Consider the following 20,403-nt stretch of genomic DNA (forward strand, 5'->3'; position numbering starts at 1 on the left):
CCTTTACCGGGGATTTTCCTGCTGGCGTAACAACCCGGCCAGACCGGTAGCCTCCACCGGACGGCTGATCAGATACCCCTGCACCTCGTCGCAGCCTTCGGCCTTCAAGAACTCAAGCTGCTCCGGCCGCTCGACGCCTTCGGCCACCACTTTCAAAGACAAACCATGGGCCATGGCGATAATCGCGCGGGTGATCGCCGCGTCCTCGCTGCCCTCCCCCAACCCACGGATAAAGGCCTGATCGATCTTCACGTAATCCACCGGAATCCGCTTCAGATAGCTCAGCGATGAATAGCCGGTGCCGAAATCGTCGATCGCCAGTTTCACCCCCAGATCCCGCAGCTGCTGGAACGTGGCGATGATGTGTTCGACGCTGTCGAGCAACTGGCTTTCGGTCAGTTCCAGTTCGAGGTAGTGCGGAGCCAGGCCGGTTTCCTCCAGCACTTGTCGCACCAGGCTGACCAGTTTCCCCTGACGCAGCTGATGCACCGACAGGTTCACTGAAACCCGGATCGGTGCCAGCCCCTGACGCTGCCATTCGCAGGCCTGCCAACAGGCCTGGCGCAACACGAACTCGCCAATCGGACCAATCAACCCAGTCTCTTCAGCCAGACCGATAAAGTCCCCCGGCGGCACCCGGCCCATGGTCGGGTGATCCCAGCGCACCAGCGCTTCGGCCGCGTTGAGACGGCCGGTCGCCAGACACAGTTTCGGCTGGTAGAACACGTTCAGTTGCTGGTCTTCGATGGCTTTGCGCAACTGGTTTTCCAGCTGCAAACGCTCCAGTGTGCTGGCTTGCAGGCTGTCGGTGTAGAACTGGAAGTTGTTGCCGCCCAGATGCTTGGCATGTTGCATGGCCATATTCGACTGGCTGACCAGCGCGGAAATCTCCCGGGCGTTGTCCGGCAACATACTGATGCCCATCGAGGCGCTGACCACCAATTCATGCCCCTCTACCGTCAGTGGCAGGCGCAGTTTGGCCGACAGCCGCGTGGCGACCCGCGCCAGGCTCGACAGGTTGCCATAGGCATCGAACAGCACCGCGAACTCGTCGCCGGACAACCGGGCAATCGTGTCGGCTTCCGGCAAGGCACTGACCAGACGCCGCGACATCCTTTGCAGCAACTGGTCGGCAATCTCGTGGCCAAGGCTGTCGTTGAGCAGCTTGAATCGATCCAGATTAATGTGCAGCAGCGCCAGACTCCGCCGCCCGCCCTGCCGCACGCGCTGATGGGCTTCGTGCAGGCGTTCGCGGAACAGCGAGCGGTTGGCCAGGCCGGTGAGTTCGTCATAGTGGGTCAGGTAGCGCATGCGCTCTTCGGATTCGCGCCGCGCCGACAGATCGGCGAAGAAGCCGACGATATGACTCACATTTCCCCGGCTGTCGCGCACCGCATTCAGTTGCAGCCACTGCGGGTACAACTCGCCGTTCTTGCGGGTCTCCACCAGTTCGCCCTGCCAGCTGCCGTGCTGCTCCAGCGCATGACGGATGGCGACATAGTGTCGGCGGGCATCACGACTGCACGGCAGTTCAACGACGTTGCGCCCGAGCATGTCGTCGATGTCGTAACCGGTGACCCGGCTGAAAGCCTGATTGATGGCGATCAGCGAATAATTCGGGTCGAGGATCACGATACCTTCGCTGGCGGCCTCGAATACCGTGGCGGCCAGTTGCTGCTGGGCCTCCAGACTTTTGCTGACACTGATGTCGCGCCGGGTGCCGACCATGCGGATCACCCGTCCGCTGTCGTCACGCTCCACCGCACGGCCACGGTCTTCGATCCAGACCCAGTGGCCGTCACCATGACGCACGCGGTACTCGATCTGATAATCCTCGGTGCGCCCCTTCAAATGCTCGATCAGTGCTCGCTTGAGGGCCGGAACATCTTCCGGGTGCAAGCGTGGGCGCAGATGCCTGAGCAGCCCGGTGACGTATTCCGGGTCAATGCCGAACAGCTCCTGAATCTGCGTGTGGTGAACCTCATCGGTCTGCAGGTTCCAGTCCCACAGCCCCAGCTCACTGGCCTTCAACGCCAGCGCCAGGCGCGCTTCGCTTTTGCTCAGGGCCTGATTGGCGGCGTCCAGCTCACGGCTGCGTTGGGCCACACGATCTTCCAGTTCGACCTGGGCTTCGCGCAATTTGCCCTCGGCGCAGCGGCGGTGCTCGATTTCTTTCGCCAACTCCTGATTGAGCTGTTCACTGCGCGATTGCGCCTGTTGCAGATGCTCGATCAGGTGCTGATTCTGGAAGCGTCGTAGCAAACCGCGGTCGATCAGCCGATTGACCTGCCACGCCACCACGCTCAGGGAGCCGAGCAAAATCAGCCCGAGCCAGCCCCAGCCACGCGCCTGCTCGTCACCACCCCAGAACAGATAGCCGATGGCCGGCAGCAGGCACGGCAAGGTAAAGGAAAGAAAGGCCGGAATGCTCACGGCGTAAGCCACGCTGGCCGACAGGGTCGCGGCACCGATCAGGCCGAACACCCAGGCTTGCTGCATGAAGTTGTCGGCCGGGACCAGGGCGATGCCGGCGCCGGCCAGGGTCAGGCCGGTCATGGTCGAACCGAGCAGGAACATCCGCCCCCAGATCGGCTGGGCCTGGCGATCGGGAATCGCCGAATCGAAGGCCGCGACCTGAATCACCCGCAGTGCCACCAGCGACAGCAGCCACACCATCCAGACGCTGACCACAAAGTAACGCTGCGGGCTCCAGAGCAGACCGGCGCAGACCAGACCATTGATCAACATGAACAGGGTGGGCAACAGCGAACCCTGATAAAGAAGGCGCGTGCGCTCGACCGCCATCTGGGTGGCGTAATGCTTGCGGATCACCCGGGGTTCCACAGAGGGGCCCGACAGGTCGAAGCTGAGGGTCATAGGCAACGTTCTTGTTCTTATAAGTGTGAGCATGCGCCCGGAAACGTGGACGGAGCATACACAAGCCCAACCACTTGCCAAACTGCTCCAGATCATAATTTCGCCGAAACTTTTCGGCCTCCCGACACCCGCGAAAGCCCCGAAGCGAGGCGGGCCAACGCCTGTAGCCGGTGACCGACCGGTCGTCATTGGCAGCACTTTCATCGGCTAATGCAAAGCTCGGTTTGCCCGGGCCTGCGGCGCACCCTAGAATGCCCCGATGCGCGATGATCTCTCCCTTCTGCTGAACTCCCTCAACGATGCCCAACGCCAGGCCGTAGCGGCTCCCGTTGGTCGTCAATTGGTCCTGGCCGGTGCCGGCTCCGGCAAAACCCGAGTGCTGGTGCACCGTATCGCCTGGTTGATCCAGGTCGAAAACGCCTCGCCCCACTCGATCCTGTCGGTGACCTTCACCAACAAGGCTGCTGCCGAGATGCGTCACCGCATCGAGCAATTGCTGGGAATCAACCCGGCCGGCATGTGGGTCGGTACCTTCCACGGCCTGGCGCACCGCCTGCTGCGGGCGCACTGGCAGGAAGCCGGGCTGAGCCAGACCTTCCAGATCCTCGACAGCGATGACCAGCAACGACTGGTCAAACGGGTGATCCGTGAGCTGGGGCTGGACGAACAGCGCTGGCCGGCCCGTCAGGCCCAGTGGTTCATCAACGGGCAGAAAGACGAAGGTCTGCGTCCGCAACACATTCAGGCCAGCGGCGATCTGTACCTGGCCACCATGCGCGGCATCTATGAAGCCTACGAGGCTGCCTGCCTGCGCGCCGGCGTCATCGATTTCTCCGAACTGCTGCTGCGCGCCCTCGACCTGTGGCGCGACCATCCGGGCCTGCTGGCGCATTACCAGAAGCGTTTCCGGCACATTCTGGTGGACGAGTTCCAGGACACCAACGCCGTGCAGTACGCCTGGTTGCGTCTGCTCGGCAAGGGCGGCGACAGCCTGATGGTGGTTGGCGACGACGACCAGTCGATCTACGGCTGGCGCGGTGCGAAAATCGAGAACATTCACCAGTATTCCTCCGACTTCCCGGACTCGGTGACCATCCGTCTGGAGCAGAACTACCGCTCCACCGCCGGCATCCTGAAAGCCGCCAACGCCTTGATCGCCAACAACACAGGGCGCCTGGGCAAAGAGCTGTGGACCGACGGCGGCGACGGCGAAGCGATCAACCTGTACGCCGCGTTCAACGAACATGATGAAGCACGCTACGTTGTCGAAACCATCGAAAGCGCGCTGAAAACCGGCCTGGCTCGCAGCGATATCGCGATTCTCTACCGCTCCAACGCCCAATCCCGCGTTCTGGAAGAAGCCTTGCTGCGCGAACGCATTCCGTACCGCATCTATGGCGGCCAGCGTTTCTTCGAGCGGGCGGAAATCAAGAACGCCATGGCCTATCTGCGTTTGCTGGAAGGTCGCGGCAACGATGCGGCGCTGGAACGGGTGATCAACGTCCCGGCCCGCGGCATCGGCGAAAAAACCGTCGAAGCGATTCGCGACCATGCCCGTCACAGCGATGTGTCGATGTGGGAAGCCATGCGCCAACTGGTGGCCAATAAAGGCCTGACCGGTCGTGCCGCCGGCGCCCTCGGCGCGTTTATCGAGCTGATCGAGAACCTCGCCGCCAAGTGCGCCGAGATGCCGTTGCACCTGATGACTCAGACTGTCATCGAGCAATCCGGCCTGATCGCTTACCACGAAGCGGAAAAAGGCGAGAAAGGCCAGGCCCGGGTGGAAAACCTTGAGGAACTGGTCAGCGCCGCGCGCAACTTCGAGAACACCGAAGAAGACGAAGACCTGACGCCACTGGCGGCGTTCCTCGGCCACGCTTCGCTGGAGGCTGGCGACACCCAGGCCGACGAGCACGAAGACAGCATTCAGTTGATGACCCTGCACAGCGCCAAGGGCCTGGAATTCCCTTACGTGTTCCTGGTGGGCATGGAAGAAGGCCTGTTCCCGCACAAGATGAGCCTGGAAGAACCGGGACGTCTTGAAGAAGAACGGCGCCTGGCCTACGTCGGCATCACCCGGGCGATGCAGAACCTGGTGATGACCTACGCTGAAACCCGACGCCTGTACGGCAGCGAAACCTACAACAAGGTGTCGCGATTCGTACGGGAAGTACCGAAAGGCCTGATTCAGGAAGTGCGCTTGTCGAACAGCGTCAGCCGACCGTTCGGCGGCAACCAGGCGATGAGCGGCAGCAACTTGTTCAGCGGCGCCGAGATCCCGGAAACCGGTCTCAGCCTCGGCCAGGCCGTACGGCACTCGATCTTTGGCGACGGCGTGATCCTCAACTTCGAAGGCGCCGGCGCCCAGGCGCGGGTTCAGGTGAACTTCAGCGAAGGCAGCAAGTGGCTGATGCTGGGTTACGCGAAGCTGGAAGCGATCTAGAGTTGCTCATCGTTCCCACGTCGAGGCGTCTGCGTGGGAACGATCACACGGCAACGGTTCAATCCTGAAAGGTACGAAACATGGGCTCTGGCTTCTTTTCCTCCTGGACATTCTGGGCCCTGCTCTCGGCCACCTTCGCCGCGCTGACGGCGATCTTCGCCAAGGTCGGCATCGAAAACGTCAACTCCGACTTCGCCACCCTGCTGCGCACCATCGTGGTACTCGTCAGTCTGGCCTTGATTTTGTACGCCACGGGCCAATATCAGTCCTTGGGATCGATCTCTGCCAAGAGCTATCTGTTCCTGCTGCTGTCGGGCCTGGGTACCGGGGCTTCGTGGCTGTGCTACTTCCGGGCATTGAAAGTCGGACCGGCCTCGCTGGTCGCCCCGGTGGACAAGCTCAGCGTGGTGCTCGTGGCGGTGCTCGGTGTGATCCTGCTGGGTGAGAAACTCGACCTGCGCCAATGGGGCGGCATCGGCCTGATCACGGCTGGCGTGGTGATGTTGGCGTTTCGACGCTGATCAATTTCCCACTGAACGTACCTACTTTTCCTACAGACAAAAGTACATGGCCTTATTGCCTCGACCGAGCTGAACGTAACCTGTCAGGCAAAAGCCCGAAACACTCTCTCGCTAGCCAGTGACATTTCAGCTGTGCAACATGGCGCGCGTGTCTCCACAAACGGGAATTCCCTTTATGAAACGTTTTCTTAGCATCGCCATGGCGTTGTGCATCGGCCTGACGATGAGCCTCGACGCCAACGCCAAGCGCTTTGGTGGTGGCAAAAGCGCCGGCGCTGCGCCGACGCACCAGACCAGCCAGATGGCTCCTTCTTCTCCAAGCGTCGGCGGCGCGGCAGCGACCGCGGGCGCTGCCGGTGCCGCTGGCGCCGCCGCCAAGGCCGGTGGCGCTTCCAAATGGCTCGGCCCTCTGGCCGGCATCGCCGCCGGTGGCCTGCTCGCTTCCATGTTCATGGGCGGCGGCTTCCAGGGCATGCAGATCTTCGACATCCTGATCATGGCCGTGATCGCGTTCGTGATCTTCCGCTTCATCGCCGCTCGTCGCCGCAAGCAGCAGGAGCAGTTCGCTCCGGCCGGCGCGCCGATGCAGCGTGAAGTGTTCGAGCAGAAGCCGGCTGCCATGGGTTCGATCTTCGGTGGTTCGGCCGCTCCGGCTGCCGCCCGTCCGGTGATCAACGCACCGGCCTGGTTCAACGAGCAGCGCTTCCTCGAAGCCGCCCGCAGCCACTTCCAGGCGTTGCAGCAGCACTGGGACGCCAACGAAATGGACAAGATCGCCGAGTTCGTGACCCCGCAAATGCTCGACTTCCTCAAGCGTGAGCGTGCTGATCTGGGTGATGGCTTCCAGTCCACCTACATCGACAACCTTCAGGTTCAACTGGATGGCGTGGATGATCGTGCGGACAAGACCATCGCGACCCTGACCTTCACCGGTGTGTCGAAAACCTCGCGTTTCGACCAGGGCGAAGTGTTCAGCGAAAGCTGGAACATGGAACGTCCGCAGGGCGACAACCAGCCTTGGCTGGTCGCCGGTATCCGCCAGAACGGCTGATCACCTCCGACGTTTTACCCGCAGCAATAAAAACCCCGGCCTCGGCCGGGGTTTTCTATTTCGCGGTTGCATCTATAGCGAGCTACTGTATAAACCGCCCCATATAAACCGCGCCATTCAAGCAAGAGGATCCCGGACGTGGAAGAAATCATCGAACAACTGCGCGAAGCCAACGAACCCGTACCGGTTCCCCTGGAGTTGCCTGACGAAGACCAACTGGTGGAAGTCGAAGAAGAGCTCTTCATCAACATCCCGTTTGTCTTCAAGGAATTTCTGCTGACCGTCAGCGACGTGGTTTACGGCAGCCTGGAGCCGGTGACCGTCACCGACCCGCAATCCCACACCTACCTGCCGGATGTGGCGGCCAACGCCTGGGACGCCGGCGTGCCGCGCGACCTGATCCCGATCTGCCAGGACGGCGACAACTACTACTGCGTCGAAGAAGACGGCACCGTGGTGTTGTGGTCCGGCGAAGAAGAGCTGATCACCGAAGAGTCCTGGGAATCGGTCTGGCACTGGGCACGGGACGTCTGGCTGGAAAGCTGATCCCCCAGCCGCCCCGCCGGATCAATGCCCCGACGATTCCTTGTGGTTGTCGAGGGTTTCCAGCAAGGCCACCTGCATCCGCGTGTGTACCCGGATGAACCAGCGCCAGAGTAGCGCCGCCACGGCGGCCGCGACCACGGCGACCAGCACCAGCAGCTTGTTGGTCGGCAAGATACTGGCCGACAAGGCTGCCAGCAGCAGGAAAATCACCAGCAGCGAGAGGATCGGGATCACTTCGGCGATCACCCGGCGCACTCGCTGTGTGTGACGCCCCGCCATCTCCGGCTTCACGCCCATCTCGGCCAGCAGCATCGACAGCGCCTTGAGCTTGCGATAGGCCGCGATCAGGAACGGCAGCGACAGCAGCAACGCCCCTCCCCAGATCAACGCCTTCTGCCAGCTCGGATCGCTGATCCAGTCCTGCAGCCACGTCGAGAGGCGCCCGGCAAAGAACGCGCCGGCAAAGAAGATCGCAATCACCAGCGCCAGATTGACCCCGACCTGCAACAGAATCCGCCGGATCATCGACGCCAGCATCGCGCCCTCGCCCTGCGGCTGAATGCTGCGCAGCCATTCGCCATACATCCCGAACACCCGCCCGAGACGCTGCGGCATGGCAGCAGACAGCTTGATCGACAGCGGATCGGCCGCGCGGATCAGGTACGGCGTCAGCAGCGTGGTGATGACAGAGACCGCCACGGCGACCGGATAAAGAAAGTTGCTGGTCACCTGCAGCGTCATGCCCAGCGCGGCGATGATGAAGGAGAATTCGCCAATCTGCGAAAGGCCCATCCCGACCCGCAGTGAGGTGCGTCCGTCATTGCCAGCGATAAACGCACCGAGGCCGCAGGACAACATCTTGCCCAACACTACGGCGACGGTGATCACCGCAATCGGCCACCCGTATTGCAGAAGGATCATCGGGTCGAGCATCAGGCCGATGGCGACAAAGAAGATCGCGCTGAACAGGTCGCGAACCGGTTCGATCAGGCGTTCGATCTTCAGCAATTGCCGCGACTCGGCCATGATCGCGCCGATCAGGAATGCGCCGAGCACCATGCTGTATTCAAGCTTGACCACCAGCAGGCAGAAGCCGAAGCACAGGCCGAGCACAGTGATCAGAAGCATCTCGTTGCTTTCGAACTTCGCCACATAGGCCAGCAATCGCGGGACCAGCAGAATACCGATGACCAGCGCGACGATCATGAACAGCGAGAGTTTGCCGACCGTGGAAAACACTTCACCGGAGCTGACCGTGCCGCTGACCGCGATGCTTGAAAGCAGCGCAATGATGCCGATGCCGAGAATGTCCTCGACGATCAGCACACCGAAGATCAACTGGGCGAAGCGCTCGTTCTTCATCTTCAGATCGTTGAGCGCCTTGACGATGATGGTGGTCGAGGAAATCGCCAGGATGGCGCCCAGGAACAGCGAGTCCATGGTGTTCCAGTCGAACCAGCGGCCGATTTCGTAGCCGATCCAGATCATCAGGATGATTTCCAGGAACGCCGCGATAAACGCCGTGGCGCCGACCTTGAACAGCTTGCGCAGGCTGAACTCAAGGCCCAGGCAGAACATCAGGAAAATCACCCCCAGCTCGGCGAGGGTCTTGATGGTTTCTTCGTCGTGGATCAGGCCGAACGGCGGCGTGTGCGGGCCGATGATGAAGCCGGCGACGATATAGCCGAGCACTACCGGCTGTTTGAAACGGTGGAACAGCACAGTCACCACGCCTGCGACCAGCATGATCACCGCCAGATCCTGAATAAAGCTGATGGCATGCATGGCGTGGGCTCCTTGAATGACGATGCTCGCGGCAGGCGTCTGAAAACGTCTGGGCGAGCTGAGTAAAAATCCGCTTTAGATGTAGGAATCGCCCTTGGGGTGGGCTTTTGCAGGGTAACACCGCGACTTCCGGCTGAAAGGCGGTGCAATATATGGAAACAGATCGATCCGGGCGTGACGGCGGCCAGTTGCCCGGCGTCCCGATAACGGTGGTTTTGAAAAGCGACCAGGCACCCGCAGAGGTGCTTCTTCCAGCAACCCTGCCTTGACCCGTGAGAACGTTATGGAACCCGGAAACGCCCAGCTGTCGATGACGGTACTGATGACCCCCGACATGGCCAACTTCTCTGGCAATGTCCACGGCGGCACCCTGCTCAAATACCTCGACGAAGTGGCCTACGCCTGCGCGAGCCGCTACGCCGGCCGCTACGTGGTGACCCTGTCGGTGGATCAGGTGATTTTCCGCGAGCCGATCCATGTCGGCGAACTGGTGACCTTCCTGGCGTCGGTCAACTACACCGGCAACACCTCGATGGAAGTCGGCATCAAAGTGGTCACCGAGAACATTCGCGAGCGCTCGGTGCGCCACACCAACAGCTGCTTCTTCACCATGGTTGCGGTGGACGATCAGCGCAAACCGGCCGCCGTGCCGCCGCTGCAACCGCAGAACAGCGAAGACAAACGTCGTTACATGCAGGCCCAGCAACGCCGGCAGATTCGCCAGGAGCTGGAAAAGCGCTATCAGGAAATCAAGGGCGACGCCTGAGTGACAGAGCGCTCGCAGGCCATGCCTGCGAGCGCTGCAATGATCAGAGGCTGATCGCCGTCGCCTCGAACTTCACCCGCGGATGAGCGATCCGGTCCTGCGCCCGCACCAGTTGCAGTTCATAGCTGGCGCAGGCCTGGGTTTCCAGCAGCACTTCATGCACCGCCGCTGCGGTGAATTCAAACGCCGCCACCAGACTGTCGCCGAGCAGCACCCGCGCCAGGAACAGGCCGGACGTCAGATCGCCCACACCGACCGGCTGACGTGGGAACGCCAGAAGCGGACGACGCAGGTGCCAACTGCCCTCGGCCGTCACCAGCAGCATCTCGAAGCCATCCGCCGGTTTCCCCGGGTAATCCAGATGCTTGACCAGCACCGCTTTCGGCCCGCGCGCCAGCAGCGCGCGCGCCATCGCCAGGCAATCGAACAGCGACTGCGGCTTGCGCCCGGAGAAGCTGTCCAGCTCGAGCTGGTTCGGGCACATGAAGTCAGCCACCGCTGCGGCTTCGTCGAGCAGGAAGTCGCTGACTTCGGCCGGCACGCTGCAACCTTTCTCCGGATGACCCATCACCGGGTCGCACAGGTACAGGGCTTTCGGATTGACCGCTTTGATCCGCTCGATGCCACTGAGAATCGCCCGGCCCTGCGCCGCACTGCCGAGATAACCGGACAGCACCGCGTCGCAATTGCCCAATTCACCGATGGCGGCGATACCTTCAACCAGTTCCGGGATCCGCTGCGGTGCCAGCACTTCCCCGGCCCACTGGCCGTATTGGGTGTGGTTGGAAAACTGCACGGTGTTGAGCGGCCAGACATTGACCCCGACCCGCTGCATCGGAAAAACCGCAGCGCTGTTGCCGGCGTGGCCGAACACCACATGGGACTGGATGGCGAGCAGATGAGGCGTACGTTTCATTCGGGTTTTTCCGTAAAACGATTGAAATTCAAGCCGCGCAGTATGCGACGAAACGCAGCCTGTACGACAGACCGGCGACGCAGTTAAGCTGATGCCAACTTTTGGAGTTTCTTGTTGATGCTGACCCTGGAAAACATTTTCGTGCTGATGCTGTTCGCCGTTGCCGGCGCGTGGCTGTGGCACAACCACGGCCTGCGTGAGCGGGCGCTGGAACGGGTCAAGCAGCATTGCGTGAATGTCGGCGTCGAACTGCTCGACGGCAACGTGGCGCTGAAGAAGATCGGTTTCATCAAGGATGCCAGTGGCCGTCGACGTCTGGCCCGGGTCTACAACTTCGAGTTCACCGTGACCGGCGAAACCCGTCACAACGGTACCATCACCCAGTTCGGCCCCCACAGCGCTCAGATCGAACTGGCGCCCTACCCGGCACCGTTCGACGACACCCCACCGGTGGTGGAAGTGGCCAAGCCGACCGCGCAAGTGATCGAGCTGAGCCAGTGGCGCCAGGAACACACCAAGTGGAAGCCTTGAGTCAGGCCGCTTGAATCCGACAGCCGGCCAATCCTGCCTGCAACTCGTCGATCGCCTGCGGCTGGTCGAAAATCAGCTCGATCCGTGAATCCTTGCGCCACTCACTAGGCTGCCAGTCCAGTTTGGTGTTATCCAGCGCATTGGCTGACCGCCAGTCGTCCTGGCTGTGGATAACCAGCTTCGCCCGGCGCCAGTGCAGAGATTCCAGCCACTGAGTGATGCGAATCACGTCAAACGTCTGGCTTGGGTGCCAGCGCCAGCCGATGCTCCAACCGCCCTCCTGCGCCTGACTCAGGCAAATCGGTAAAGCCGGATCGCTCCAGACGGCCGGCATCTGCGCCAGCCCCTTGGGCACGATCAACTTATCCACACCCGCTTGCGCTTGAGCTGTCACACCCGGTAATTCGCTCAGGGGCAACGACGCCTGTTGTGTCCAGATCAGCCTGACCGGCGGTAGCTGGCGGACGATCAGCTCACGCTCGGATTCATCGAGGCTTTCTGCCTTGTTCAACACCAGCAGGCCGGCATTCGGGATCGCCTCCTGTTGAGCCGGAGGCAGTGTCTTGCCCGCCACCAGTGCCTGGGCGTCCAGCACCAGAACGCAGGGCTGAACGGCGAGAACGCCTTGCCATGGCGCCTCGCTCAGTTGTTGCAGCAACTGCACCGGATGCCCCAATCCGGAAGGCTCGATGAACAGGCGATCCGGCTGAGACTTGCGCAATAAACGTCCCAGCCCGATCTGAAACGGCGCACTGTTCACGCAACACAAACAGCCCCCGGCCACTTCGCCCAGTGCGATACCATCGGCGTCCCGGGTCAACAGCGCAGCGTCGAGGCCGATCTGGCCGAACTCGTTGATCAGCACCGCCCAGCGCTCACCGGCCGGTCGCTGCGCCATGAGCTGGCGGATCAGGCTGGTCTTGCCGGCGCCCAAGGGGCCTGCGATGACGTGGGTGGGAATGTTCTGCAACATGATCAAGGTTTTCTGGAGGTCGGGAATGCGGTGGATGGGATGGTCGTTGCTGTTGGCGTTGGTGTCGGGCGAAGCACTGGCCCAGGCCTGTGTGGTGCACAGCCAGGCGGAACGCCTCGACGTGAAGGTCTGCCAGCAGAACCGCAACATCCCGGAGAAACTGTTCAATGACGGCTTCTGCAAACCCACTCTGGCGGGGCAGACAGTCGACGTGCAGTACGTCGATCAGTGCCCAACCGGGGCTTTTGGCGTGTGCAGCAACGCGCAAGTCGCCAATATGCCTTATCGCCAGGATATCCACTATTACGGCGTGCCCACCGATGCGGCCTATTTGAAGCCGTACTGCGAAAGCCAGAGCCAGGGCAACTGGCTCAAGCCTTGAGGCATCAGCCCAGCCAGTCGAGGGTCAGCATCAGACGCCGTTCACCCGAAGCCGATTGCGGAGAACGATGGATCAGGCCGAAACCTTCGTTGCCGTGCCACTTTTCTCCTTTGAGCAGCGCCACTTCGCCGCTGACCAGTTGCTGAATCCGCGATTTTTCCTGCGGTTCGGCGAGTGGTTTTCCCAGTTGCCGGCGATCCATTTCCCCTTCCTTCAGCCACTCGCTGCCAATACCGGCGTAGGTGGTAATCAGCCGGACAGGCACATGATCAACGTGAAAACGCGGGCACATCGCCTTGTCCAGCACACGCAAGCGCAGGCCGATCCGCCGTGCCCCGAGCAGGCAGGCGAAGGCGCCGACCAGCCATTTCAGGTCGGCGATAAAACCTTCGTAGCCTTCCAGATCACGGAATCCACTGGCCAGGCCAGTGAGGTCCGGTTCGGTGTCTTCGTCGTGTAATTCGAGGCTCAGCGCTTCGGCGTAGGGCTCATCCAATGACAGCAACAATCTCGCGAAATCGGCGACATGCAGCGGAAGCTGCCGCTGCCAGACGGCAAGGTTGATTTCATCTTCCAGGATGCTCGCCAGCGCTTGTGGGGTCGGGCCGAGGACTTGCTGACGCGTTCTGTTTTGCAACGGTTTGAGGGCAAGCATCACGCGGCCTCGTCATGCCAAGGGCCGAACGGATCGGCCAGTAATCGCCATCCTTCAACACCGAGCGCCATCTCGGCATCGGTGAGCAGGCAGTCATCCAGGGCTGACTTGAGTTGTGCGAAATCGATGTTCTGGCCGATAAACACCAACTCCTGACGACAGTCTCCTACGCTGGCGGTCCAGTTTTCCATGATTGCAGCGGTGCTTTCCTGATCCTGTGGCCACTGATTCTTTGGCACGAAGCGCCACCAGCGCCCGGCGAAACCGTGGCGCATCAAACCGCCCGCCTGGGACCAGCTGCCGGCATCCGTGGGTTTGCTCGCAAGCCAGAAGAAACCTTTCGAGCGCAGCAGCTTGCCGTTCAGCCAGGGCCGATCGATGAAGTCGAAAAAACGCTGAGGATGAAAGGGTCGACGCGCGCGGTAAGCCGTGGACGCGATGCCGTATTCCTCGGTTTCCGGCACATGCTCGCCACGCAATTCCCGTAGCCAGCCCGGGGCCGTTGCAGCCCTGTCGAAGTCGAAGCGGTGGGTGTTGAGGATCTTCTCGAGCGGCACTTCGCCCATCACCATCGGGATGATTTCGGCGTTAGCGTTGAGCCGCTTGAGGATCGCCATCAGCTCTTCCCGTTCGCTGCTGCTGATCAGATCGATCTTGCTGATCAACAGAACGTCGGCGAACTCGATCTGTTCGATCAACAGATCGGTGATCGAACGCTCATCTTCTTCTCCAAGAATTTCGCCACGGGAGGCCAGGCTTTCGGCGGCCTGGAAATCAGGCAGGAAATTCAGGCCGTCGACGACAGTGACCATAGTGTCGAGGCGAGCGATGTCCGCGAGGCTTTGGCCCTGCTCGTCGCGGAAGGTGAAGGTCTCGGCAATCGGCAGTGGCTCGGAAATGCCGGTGGATTCGATCAGCAGATAATCGAATCGACCTTCCCGGGCCAGTTTGGCGACCTCCTCCAGAAGGTCTTCGCGTAACGTACAGCAGATACAGCCGTTGCTCATTTCCACGAGTTTTTCTTCTGCGCGGTTCAGGTCGACATCACGCTGAACTTCGCTGCCATCAATGTTGATTTCGCTCATATCATTGACGATCACCGCCACACGCAGATCGTCTCTGTTACGTAGTACGTAATTCAAAAGTGTACTTTTTCCGGCGCCAAGAAAGCCGGATAAAACGGTCACGGGAAGCGGGGAAGACATGGGGTAAACCTCATCAAACGGTAGCTAAACGCAGGAAACGCTCTCGGCGGCAGGCGTTCTTGGGCTTCGACGAGACCGTCAGAGAAGCAGACGCTTGAATACAGGAGCCACGGAAAGCCCGATTGAATTTATGTTATAGTATAACAATATTAAAGATCCACTTTCTTCTTGCCGGAAATGACAAAGGGCTGGAAGCTGGAAACACTTCGCCCTTGAGCCGTCTCATGAAACTGCGCTGAAATGCTCACTCCTCGGTCTCGCCTTGCTGGCCTTCGACGTATGGGCACAAGTCCCGGGGCTCGCTACCTGCACGCGCAGCGCTAACCTGCTGGCGTGTGTCGATGCCAATGGCAACGCCTATAGCGTCAACACCGCCGGCAAGACGATTTATTTGCGGGGTTTCGAGAAGATTGGCCAACGTTACTGGGCGCAAACCAACAGCATTTACGGGCAACTGACGTTCTTCACCGGGATCGCTTCCGACGGCGAAGCCTGGGTCGGCTACAACCGCCGGGTGGGCTGGACGACGATCAACCGCTTCTCCAGCTCCGGCGGAAGCACCGGGAAGTTCACCTGCAGCCGACTCACAGGCTGCTAGACACGCGCTTGTTGCTGCTCCTGCTGCCAGGCGATATAGCTGTCGGTCGGTGGGTTTTTCTGGAAATAGCGCTGCAACCCTTCAAACAATCCATCAGCCACCGCTTGCTGATGGCGTGCCGTGACCAGCCGCTGACTGTCCCGCGCGTTAGAAATGAACCCGGTTTCCACCAAAATCGACGGCACATCGGGTGACTTCAGCACCGCAAATCCTGCTTGTTCCACACGCTTTTGATGCAGCGTGGTGATGCCCGCCAGACTCCCCAACACCGTGCTGCCCAACTGCAAACTGGCGGCGATCGTGGCGTTCATCGACATATCGAGGATGACCCCGGCGAGCATCGGGTCCTTGTCCTTCAGATTCAGCAGGCTGGTTGCACCGAGCAGATCTGCGCCGTTTTCCCGCTGCGCCATGAAGCGCGCAGTGGCCGACGTCGCGCCACCTTCAGACAAGCAATACACAGATGCGCCAGAAGCGGTCAGGCGCGGTGCGGCATCCGCGTGCACCGAAATGAACATATCGGCCTTGTGCTGACGGGCAATATCAACGCGCTTGCGCAGCGGCACAAAGAAGTCGTCATTGCGTACAAGCTTCACATCGAAACCTTTTTCCCGCTTCAACCGCCGTGCCAGCAGCTGTGAAATCGAGAGCACAACGTCCTTTTCTCGCTCGCCTTTTGCACCGACTGCACCAGGGTCTTTACCGCCATGACCAGGGTCGACCACGACAATAATGTCTCGTTTTGGATGATTGGTTTTCCCGGGTGTTTCACGTGGAACGCTCGGCGTTGCCACTTTTGAATCGCTCAAAAGATCCAGAACCAGGCGATGCCCCTGCCCATCCTGAGGCGCCAGCAAGAAGGTATTGAGCTGAACCGGACCACTCAAATCCAGAACGATTCGGGTATCACCCTTACCAAAGTGCCCGGAGCGGATGCTGCGAATAACCGTTTCGCTGAGCGCCAATTGACTGAAATCGCCACTCAAACTGGCACCACTCAGGTCGATGATCAGACGATCTGGTGCACTCAGTGTGAACGTCTTGTAGCTCACTGGCCCGCTCAAATCGAAGACCAACCGAAGCTTGTCATCCGAACGCCAGAGGCGTGCATCGCGAATTTGTGTGGCGCTGACACTGAAAGGAAAAGCCAAAGCAGCGCTGGCCAACATCAGGTTAAGCAAATGGCGTCTGTGCATATGAAAGCCCGTTCATGAAAAAGGCATCGTGATTTGAATTGTTATAATGTAACATCAAATTCAATCAACACGATGGTACTGAACATGAATGCGCTGACGCTGCCGGATATCGCCGCGCAAGCTGCCCGCCAAGCTTTGCCGCTTGATTGGGTGGGAATGCGTGGCATCGCTCTACCTGTCTTTATCGAGGGCCAACGCCTGGCAGCAAAAGCCGATGCGGGTGTCAGCCTCGATGACGGCGAAGCCCGTGGCATTCACATGTCACGGTTGTATCTGGCGCTGGAAAGGCTGGAACAACAGAACCTCACTCCCGCACTTCTGCACCAGGTTTTGCAGCGTTTTCTCGACAGCCATGAAGGCCTGGCCAACAGCGCCTATTTGAATATCCATACGGATTTGCTGCTCAGAAGGCCCGCATTGGTCAGCCCATTGGCAGGATGGAAAACCTATCCGGTGACCATTGCAGCCACTCTGAAAAACACAGTGTTCCACGTGGAACTGAAAATCGAGGTGGCCTATTCCTCGACTTGCCCCTGCTCTGCCGCTCTGGCGAGGCAATTGATCCAGCAGCAATTCGTCGACGATTTCGCCAACAAGCCGTTGCAACATGCCGAGGTTCTGGCCTGGCTGGGCTCGACACAGGGGATCGTCGCAACACCCCACAGCCAACGCAGCACCGCACAACTGCATCTGCACCTGGATGAATTCGTCGATGGTTTGCCGCTGACCTCGACCATCAACGATGCCGAAGCGGCCCTCGGCACCGCCGTGCAAACCGCAGTGAAACGCGCCGACGAACAAGCCTTCGCCCTCGCCAATGGCCAGAACCTGATGTTCTGCGAAGACGCCGCGCGCCGCCTGAATCTGGCGCTGCGTCGCTCACCCGGCATCCGCGAATTCCACCTATGCGTGATCCACGCCGAAAGCCTCCACGCCCACGATGCGGTCGCCGAAAGTCACTGGCGCCGGGAGACCGCATGATTCGATTCCAGTCCTTGAGTTGGGGATCACCCGGCCAACCCCTCACTCCACCCCTGAGCCTTCAATTGGAACGCGGCAGCCTGACCGCCATCATCGGTGTCAACGGCAGCGGCAAAAGCAGCCTGCTGAAAGTCATCGCCGGACTGCAGAGACCTTTGGCCGGCGCCGTTGCATTAGGCGTCCCTCGCCAAAGCGGCTTGTCATTCCTCCCTCAGCAACAGCACCTGGACCGACAATTCCCGATCAGTCTTCAGGAATTGGTAGCCGCCGGTTTCTGGGGGCGTCGACTGTCAACGCAATTGCGCGCACAACGCCTCACCCAGGCACTTGAAGATTGGCACTTGAGTGGCCTTGAACAGCGCCCGTTGATGGCCCTCTCCGGCGGTGAACTGCAACGCGCCCTGCTCGCTCGCCTGAGTCTCGCCGACACGCCTTTGCTGCTGCTCGACGAACCCCATGCCGCTCTCGATGAACTGGGTCAGGCATTGCTCTGGCAACACCTGCATACCTGGCATGCGCAAGGCCGGACACTGGTCATGGTGGGCCACGACCTCGCCGCTGTCCGCCAACACATTCCACAAACGCTGCTGATCAAACACAGCGGCTGCGTGTTCGGTCCCAGTGTCGAACTGATCCAGCAAACACCCAATGTACAGGTGGCCTGATGCACGCCGCCGCGCATTTCTGGCAACCGTTCCTTGAGTTCGTGTTCATGCGCCGAGCACTGCTCGGCGGTTTGCTGCTGGCGTGCAGCACTGCGCCATTGGGCGTGTTCCTGATCCTGCGACGCATGAGCCTGATCGGCGATGCCGTCGCCCACGGCATCCTTCCCGGTGCCGCGCTCGGCTTCTGGTTTGCCGGCCTGAGTCTTCCCGCGCTGACCCTCGGCGGCCTCGGTGCCGGCCTGAGCATGGCCGGACTCGCCGCGTGGATCACCCGTCGCACAGGCCTGCGCGAGGATGCCAGCCTCGCGGCCATCTACCCGATCTCCCTGGCCAGCGGCGTGTTGATTCTGGGTATCGCCGGCAAACGTCTCGACCTGCTGCACTTGCTGTTCGGCTCGGCACTGGCGGTCGACGGACCGACCCTCAACGGCATGTTGGGCGTTTCGCTGCTGAGTCTGATTGCCATGGCGCTGATCTACCGCCCGCTTCTGCTCGACACTCTCGATCCACTGTTCCTGCGCACCGTCAGCCGACTCGGCCCGATCGCCCACGGCGTGTTCCTGACTCTGGTGGTGCTCAACCTGGTCATCGGTTTTCAGGCCATCGGTGCGCTGATGGTAGTCGGACTGATGATGCTGCCCGCCGCCGCTTCACGCTTCTGGAGCCGGCGCCTGCCAATCCTGATCGCCATCGCCGCAGTCATCGGTTGCCTGTCGGTGTGGCTCGGTCTGTTGCTGTCGTTCTACTACTCGCTGCCCAGCGGTCCGGCCATCGTGCTGGTCGCGGGCATCGGTTACCTGTTGTCCGTCGTGCTCGGGCCGGTACACGGCCTGCTGCGCCGCCCGCCCTTGCTCACATCCCAATGAGGTGTTTCCCGATGCGCGCTCTACTTGTGTTGTTCAGCCTGATGCTGTCGATGTCATTGTCGGCGGCGGAGAAACTGCCGGTGGTCACCAGTTTCAGCATCCTTGCCGACATGGTGCATCAGGTCGGCGGCGAGCATATCCAGATCACCAACATGGTCGGCCCGGACGCCGACGCCCACACCTACGAACCGACGCCGGACGATGCCAAGGCACTTCTGAAAGCCAAACTGATCGTCAAGAACGGGCTGGGTTTTGAACCCTGGCTGGATCGGCTGGTGACCAGCACCGACACCAAAGCCACCGTCATCAGCGCCAGCCACGGCGTGATTCCCCGCTCTCTGGATGAAGATGGCGAAACCGTTCCCGACCCTCACGCCTGGCACAACCTGGCCAACACCGAGCTGTATGTCGCCAACATCACCAAGGCACTGATCGCCGCCGACCCAGCGAACAAAGCCGACTACGAACGCAACAGCAAGGCCTACCTGAAACAGATCTACGCCCTCCTCGCCGAAGCCAAGGCCAAGCTCGGCTCCCTGCCGCCGGGCAACCGCAAGATCGTCACCAGCCACGACGCCTTCGGTTACCTCGGGCAAGCCTACGGGATCGACTTCATGGCGCCGCAAGGTCTGTCCACCGAGCGCGAGCCTTCCGCCGCCGAAGTCGCTGCACTGATCACCCAGATCCGCCAGGCCAAGGTCAAAGCGGTGTTCATGGAAAACATCAAGGACGCCCGCCTGCTCAAACAGATTGCCGATGAAAGCGGCGCACACATCGGCGGCACGCTGTACTCCGATGCCCTCGCCGCGTCGGGTCCGGCCAGCACGTTCACCGGCCTCTTCGAATACAACCTCAACACCCTTTACGACGCCCTGAGCCAACCATGATCCGCAAAAATCCTTCCGGCGATCTGCCGCAAATTGCCGAGTCTGCCTACGTCGATAAAACCGCGATCATCTGCGGCAAAGTGGTGATCGGCGAAAACGTGTTCGTCGGTCCCTACGCCGTCATTCGCGCCGATGAAGTAGACGCTTCGGGCGAGATGGAGCCGATCACCATCGGCGCCAACTCGAACATCCAGGATGGCGTAGTGATCCACTCCAAATCCGGCGCGGCGGTGACCATCGGTGAGTTCAGCTCCATCGCCCACCGCTCGATCGTGCATGGGCCATGCAAGGTCGGCGACCGGGTGTTCATCGGCTTCAACAGCGTGCTGTTCAACTGCGTGGTCGGCAACGGTTGCGTGGTGCGGCACAACTCGGTGGTCGATGGCCGGGATCTGCCGGATGCGTTCTACGTGCCCTCCACCACCCGCATCGGCCCGAACACCGACCTTTCGCAATTCCCGCCGGTGAGCGTCAGCGCTTCGGAGTTTTCCGAAGACGTGGCGCGCACCAACGTCGATCTGGTGCGCGGCTACAAAGCCCTGCAGAACGAGTTCTGAAC

At 60.8% G+C, this 20,403-nt stretch carries 20 protein-coding genes; 13 read left to right on the forward strand and 7 right to left on the reverse strand.

Annotated features, from left to right (window positions below):
• Positions 1–3: 3 nt before the first annotated feature.
• Positions 4–2,877 carry a GGDEF domain-containing phosphodiesterase gene (locus tag IF199_RS29885; protein ID WP_192559343.1) on the reverse strand — a complete coding sequence of 958 codons (2,874 nt, stop codon included), beginning with the start codon at positions 2,875–2,877 and terminating at the stop codon, positions 4–6.
• 259 nt (positions 2,878–3,136) lie between these two features.
• Between IF199_RS29885 and uvrD the strand changes: the two genes are divergently transcribed.
• The 4 genes from uvrD to IF199_RS29905 all read left to right on the forward strand — a co-directional run bounded on the left by uvrD (position 3,137) and on the right by IF199_RS29905 (position 7,438).
• Positions 3,137–5,320, forward strand: a complete 2,184-nt coding sequence (gene uvrD / locus IF199_RS29890; RefSeq protein ID WP_192559344.1) for a DNA helicase II — start codon at positions 3,137–3,139, stop codon at positions 5,318–5,320.
• 80 nt (positions 5,321–5,400) lie between these two features.
• Positions 5,401–5,841: an EamA family transporter gene (locus IF199_RS29895; protein ID WP_016984014.1), complete on the forward strand. Its 441-nt coding sequence runs from the start codon at positions 5,401–5,403 to the stop codon at positions 5,839–5,841.
• Positions 5,842–6,016: 175 nt separating this feature from the next.
• Positions 6,017–6,892 (forward strand): Tim44 domain-containing protein, encoded by an 876-nt coding sequence (locus IF199_RS29900; protein WP_102620644.1) that lies wholly within the window; start codon positions 6,017–6,019, stop codon positions 6,890–6,892.
• 138 nt (positions 6,893–7,030) lie between these two features.
• Positions 7,031–7,438: an SMI1/KNR4 family protein gene (locus tag IF199_RS29905; protein ID WP_007995855.1), complete on the forward strand. Its 408-nt coding sequence runs from the start codon at positions 7,031–7,033 to the stop codon at positions 7,436–7,438.
• 21 nt (positions 7,439–7,459) lie between these two features.
• Here the strand turns inward: IF199_RS29905 and IF199_RS29910 are convergent, their stop codons facing one another.
• A complete protein-coding gene (locus IF199_RS29910) occupies positions 7,460–9,223 on the reverse strand; it encodes a cation:proton antiporter (protein WP_192559345.1) in 1,764 nt (587 codons plus the stop codon).
• Between the two features lie 283 nt (positions 9,224–9,506).
• On the opposite strand from IF199_RS29910, the gene IF199_RS29915 reads away from it, so the two are divergent.
• Positions 9,507–9,989 (forward strand): acyl-CoA thioesterase, encoded by a 483-nt coding sequence (locus tag IF199_RS29915; RefSeq protein ID WP_003229693.1) that lies wholly within the window; start codon positions 9,507–9,509, stop codon positions 9,987–9,989.
• 43 nt (positions 9,990–10,032) lie between these two features.
• Here IF199_RS29915 and pdxY read toward each other — a convergent pair whose 3' ends face one another.
• Positions 10,033–10,905 carry a pyridoxal kinase PdxY gene (pdxY, locus tag IF199_RS29920; protein WP_085708787.1) on the reverse strand — a complete coding sequence of 291 codons (873 nt, stop codon included), beginning with the start codon at positions 10,903–10,905 and terminating at the stop codon, positions 10,033–10,035.
• Positions 10,906–11,022: 117 nt separating this feature from the next.
• Between pdxY and IF199_RS29925 the strand changes: the two genes are divergently transcribed.
• Positions 11,023–11,436 (forward strand): DUF3301 domain-containing protein, encoded by a 414-nt coding sequence (locus IF199_RS29925; protein WP_096817106.1) that lies wholly within the window; start codon positions 11,023–11,025, stop codon positions 11,434–11,436.
• A gap of 1 nt (position 11,437) precedes the next feature.
• Here IF199_RS29925 and IF199_RS29930 read toward each other — a convergent pair whose 3' ends face one another.
• The gene (locus IF199_RS29930; RefSeq protein ID WP_192559346.1) at positions 11,438–12,409 is read right to left on the reverse strand and encodes a CobW family GTP-binding protein; all 972 of its coding nucleotides are present in this window, start codon (positions 12,407–12,409) and stop codon (positions 11,438–11,440) included.
• A 25-nt stretch (positions 12,410–12,434) separates the two neighbouring features.
• Here IF199_RS29930 and IF199_RS29935 point away from each other — a divergent pair, with 25 nt between their 5' ends.
• On the forward strand, positions 12,435–12,791 hold the full coding sequence (locus IF199_RS29935; RefSeq protein WP_102620641.1) for an NADH:ubiquinone oxidoreductase: 357 nt from the start codon (positions 12,435–12,437) through the stop codon (positions 12,789–12,791).
• A gap of 4 nt (positions 12,792–12,795) precedes the next feature.
• Here IF199_RS29935 and IF199_RS29940 read toward each other — a convergent pair whose 3' ends face one another.
• Both IF199_RS29940 and zigA read right to left on the reverse strand, forming a co-directional pair.
• The gene (locus IF199_RS29940) at positions 12,796–13,446 is read right to left on the reverse strand and encodes a DUF1826 domain-containing protein (RefSeq protein WP_192559347.1); all 651 of its coding nucleotides are present in this window, start codon (positions 13,444–13,446) and stop codon (positions 12,796–12,798) included.
• Positions 13,446–14,651, reverse strand: a complete 1,206-nt coding sequence (gene zigA / locus IF199_RS29945) for a zinc metallochaperone GTPase ZigA (protein ID WP_192559348.1) — start codon at positions 14,649–14,651, stop codon at positions 13,446–13,448. Before zigA ends, IF199_RS29940 begins: the two co-directional genes overlap by 1 nt.
• Before the next feature lie 262 nt (positions 14,652–14,913).
• Between zigA and IF199_RS29950 the strand changes: the two genes are divergently transcribed.
• Complete coding sequence (locus tag IF199_RS29950) at positions 14,914–15,249, forward strand: glutamine synthetase (protein WP_244142427.1); 336 nt, start codon at positions 14,914–14,916, stop codon at positions 15,247–15,249.
• Here the strand turns inward: IF199_RS29950 and IF199_RS29955 are convergent.
• Positions 15,246–16,445 (reverse strand): N-acetylmuramoyl-L-alanine amidase, encoded by a 1,200-nt coding sequence (locus IF199_RS29955; RefSeq protein WP_192559349.1) that lies wholly within the window; start codon positions 16,443–16,445, stop codon positions 15,246–15,248. The genes IF199_RS29950 and IF199_RS29955 overlap by 4 nt on opposite strands.
• 84 nt (positions 16,446–16,529) lie before the next feature.
• Between IF199_RS29955 and folE2 the strand changes: the two genes are divergently transcribed.
• From folE2 to IF199_RS29980, 5 genes are read left to right on the forward strand one after another with little or no spacing between them, the layout of a single operon-like run.
• Entirely contained in the window at positions 16,530–17,426 is an 897-nt protein-coding gene (gene folE2, locus IF199_RS29960; protein ID WP_192559350.1) for a GTP cyclohydrolase FolE2, read from the forward strand.
• A complete protein-coding gene (locus tag IF199_RS29965) occupies positions 17,423–18,091 on the forward strand; it encodes a metal ABC transporter ATP-binding protein (RefSeq protein ID WP_096817093.1) in 669 nt (222 codons plus the stop codon). The genes folE2 and IF199_RS29965 overlap by 4 nt, the downstream gene beginning before the upstream one ends.
• Positions 18,091–18,957 carry a metal ABC transporter permease gene (locus tag IF199_RS29970; RefSeq protein WP_102620635.1) on the forward strand — a complete coding sequence of 289 codons (867 nt, stop codon included), beginning with the start codon at positions 18,091–18,093 and terminating at the stop codon, positions 18,955–18,957. The genes IF199_RS29965 and IF199_RS29970 overlap by 1 nt, the downstream gene beginning before the upstream one ends.
• An 11-nt stretch (positions 18,958–18,968) precedes the next feature.
• Positions 18,969–19,844 (forward strand): metal ABC transporter substrate-binding protein, encoded by an 876-nt coding sequence (locus IF199_RS29975; RefSeq protein ID WP_102620634.1) that lies wholly within the window; start codon positions 18,969–18,971, stop codon positions 19,842–19,844.
• Positions 19,841–20,401 carry a gamma carbonic anhydrase family protein gene (locus IF199_RS29980; RefSeq protein ID WP_096817088.1) on the forward strand — a complete coding sequence of 187 codons (561 nt, stop codon included), beginning with the start codon at positions 19,841–19,843 and terminating at the stop codon, positions 20,399–20,401. Before IF199_RS29975 ends, IF199_RS29980 begins: the two co-directional genes overlap by 4 nt.
• The last annotated feature ends 2 nt before the right edge of the window (positions 20,402–20,403 follow it).

This window comes from Pseudomonas allokribbensis, from assembly GCF_014863605.1.
GTDB classification, from domain to species: Bacteria; Pseudomonadota; Gammaproteobacteria; order Pseudomonadales; family Pseudomonadaceae; genus Aquipseudomonas; species Aquipseudomonas allokribbensis.

Excerpts from the sequence above, each read along its gene's own strand:
- IF199_RS29895 (WP_016984014.1), top strand. The coding sequence starts at position 5,401 with ATGGGCTCTGGCTTCTTTTCCTCCTGGACATTCTGGGCCCTGCTCTCG.
- IF199_RS29910 (WP_192559345.1), bottom strand. The coding sequence starts at position 9,223 with ATGCATGCCATCAGCTTTATTCAGGATCTGGCGGTGATCATGCTGGTC.
- uvrD (WP_192559344.1), top strand. The coding sequence starts at position 3,137 with ATGCGCGATGATCTCTCCCTTCTGCTGAACTCCCTCAACGATGCCCAA.
- IF199_RS29925 (WP_096817106.1), top strand. The coding sequence starts at position 11,023 with ATGCTGACCCTGGAAAACATTTTCGTGCTGATGCTGTTCGCCGTTGCC.
- folE2 (WP_192559350.1), top strand. The coding sequence starts at position 16,530 with ATGAATGCGCTGACGCTGCCGGATATCGCCGCGCAAGCTGCCCGCCAA.
- IF199_RS29940 (WP_192559347.1), bottom strand. The coding sequence starts at position 13,446 with ATGCTTGCCCTCAAACCGTTGCAAAACAGAACGCGTCAGCAAGTCCTC.
- IF199_RS29955 (WP_192559349.1), bottom strand. The coding sequence starts at position 16,445 with ATGCACAGACGCCATTTGCTTAACCTGATGTTGGCCAGCGCTGCTTTG.
- IF199_RS29930 (WP_192559346.1), bottom strand. The coding sequence starts at position 12,409 with ATGTTGCAGAACATTCCCACCCACGTCATCGCAGGCCCCTTGGGCGCC.
- IF199_RS29935 (WP_102620641.1), top strand. The coding sequence starts at position 12,435 with ATGCGGTGGATGGGATGGTCGTTGCTGTTGGCGTTGGTGTCGGGCGAA.
- IF199_RS29970 (WP_102620635.1), top strand. The coding sequence starts at position 18,091 with ATGCACGCCGCCGCGCATTTCTGGCAACCGTTCCTTGAGTTCGTGTTC.
- IF199_RS29915 (WP_003229693.1), top strand. The coding sequence starts at position 9,507 with ATGGAACCCGGAAACGCCCAGCTGTCGATGACGGTACTGATGACCCCC.
- IF199_RS29885 (WP_192559343.1), bottom strand. The coding sequence starts at position 2,877 with ATGACCCTCAGCTTCGACCTGTCGGGCCCCTCTGTGGAACCCCGGGTG.
- IF199_RS29975 (WP_102620634.1), top strand. The coding sequence starts at position 18,969 with ATGCGCGCTCTACTTGTGTTGTTCAGCCTGATGCTGTCGATGTCATTG.
- IF199_RS29965 (WP_096817093.1), top strand. The coding sequence starts at position 17,423 with ATGATTCGATTCCAGTCCTTGAGTTGGGGATCACCCGGCCAACCCCTC.
- IF199_RS29980 (WP_096817088.1), top strand. The coding sequence starts at position 19,841 with ATGATCCGCAAAAATCCTTCCGGCGATCTGCCGCAAATTGCCGAGTCT.
- zigA (WP_192559348.1), bottom strand. The coding sequence starts at position 14,651 with ATGTCTTCCCCGCTTCCCGTGACCGTTTTATCCGGCTTTCTTGGCGCC.
- IF199_RS29900 (WP_102620644.1), top strand. The coding sequence starts at position 6,017 with ATGAAACGTTTTCTTAGCATCGCCATGGCGTTGTGCATCGGCCTGACG.
- pdxY (WP_085708787.1), bottom strand. The coding sequence starts at position 10,905 with ATGAAACGTACGCCTCATCTGCTCGCCATCCAGTCCCATGTGGTGTTC.